General features: G+C 59.7%; 1 protein-coding gene. It reads right to left on the bottom strand.

Annotated elements, in window-relative coordinates; genetic code table 11:
* Window positions 1-56 precede the first annotated feature (56 nt).
* On the bottom strand, window positions 57-821 hold the full coding sequence (locus AL3_RS17910; protein WP_001389365.1) for an IS6-like element IS6100 family transposase: 765 nt from the start codon (window positions 819-821) through the stop codon (window positions 57-59).
* Window positions 822-983: the final 162 nt, after the last annotated feature.

Below are 983 nucleotides of genomic sequence, written 5' to 3'. Positions count from 1 at the left end.
TGGGCTCTGTTGCAAAGATTGGCGGCAGTCAGAGGTAGGCTGTCGCTCTGCGCCGATCAGGCGGCTGCTGCGAAATGGTGGTTGAGCATGCCCATGGCCTCCGTCAGCGCCGAGGGCCCAATGCCAAAAGCTCTCTCCACAAGGCGCACCTCGCCCCTGATGCCGGGCTGCAGGCACCAGGGGCGAGCCTGTCCTTTGCGCAGGGCTCGCATGACTTCGAATCCCTTGATCGTGGCATAGGCCGTGGGGATCGATTTGAAACCGCGCACCGGCTTGATCAGTATCTTGAGCTTTCCGTGATCGGCCTCGATCACGTTATTGAGATACTTCACCTGCCGGTGGGCCGTCTCCCGGTCCAGCTTTCCTTCGCGCTTCAATTCGGTGATCGCTGCACCATAGCTCGGCGCTTTGTCGGTATTGAGCGTGGCAGGCTTTTCCCAGTGCTTCAGGCCTCGCAGGGCCTTGCCCAGGAACCGCTTCGCTGCCTTGGCGCTGCGGGTCGGCGACAGGTAGAAATCGATCGTGTCGCCCCGCTTGTCGACTGCCCGGTACAGGTAGGTCCACTTGCCCCGCACCTTGACGTAGGTTTCATCCAGGCGCCAGCTCGGATCAAAGCCACGCCGCCAGAACCAGCGCAGCCGCTTCTCCATCTCCGGGGCGTAGCACTGGACCCAGCGATAGATCGTCGTATGGTCGACCGAAATGCCGCGTTCCGCCAGCATTTCCTCAAGGTCGCGATAGCTGATCGGATAGCGACAATACCAGCGCACCGCCCACAGGATCACATCACCCTGGAAATGGCGCCACTTGAAATCCGTCATCGTTCCGTCCGTCCAATCTCCGCCAAGCATGCTCAAGCTTCACGATTTTTGCAACAGAGCCTCACATCACCCTGGAAATGGCGCCACTTGAAATCCGTCATCGTTCCGTCCGTCCAATCTCCGCCAAGCATGCTCAAGCTTCACGATTTTTGCAACAGAGCC

Source organism: Arthrobacter luteolus NBRC 107841 (genome assembly GCF_001552075.1).
GTDB classification, from domain to species: domain Bacteria; phylum Actinomycetota; class Actinomycetes; order Actinomycetales; family Micrococcaceae; genus Arthrobacter_B; species Arthrobacter_B luteolus.
This window is presented reverse-complemented; position numbering and strand designations above follow the sequence as displayed.

What these genes read in the sequence shown, in the direction of transcription:
- AL3_RS17910 (WP_001389365.1), bottom strand. Translation starts at nt 821, where the DNA reads ATGACGGATTTCAAGTGGCGCCATTTCCAGGGTGATGTGATCCTGTGG.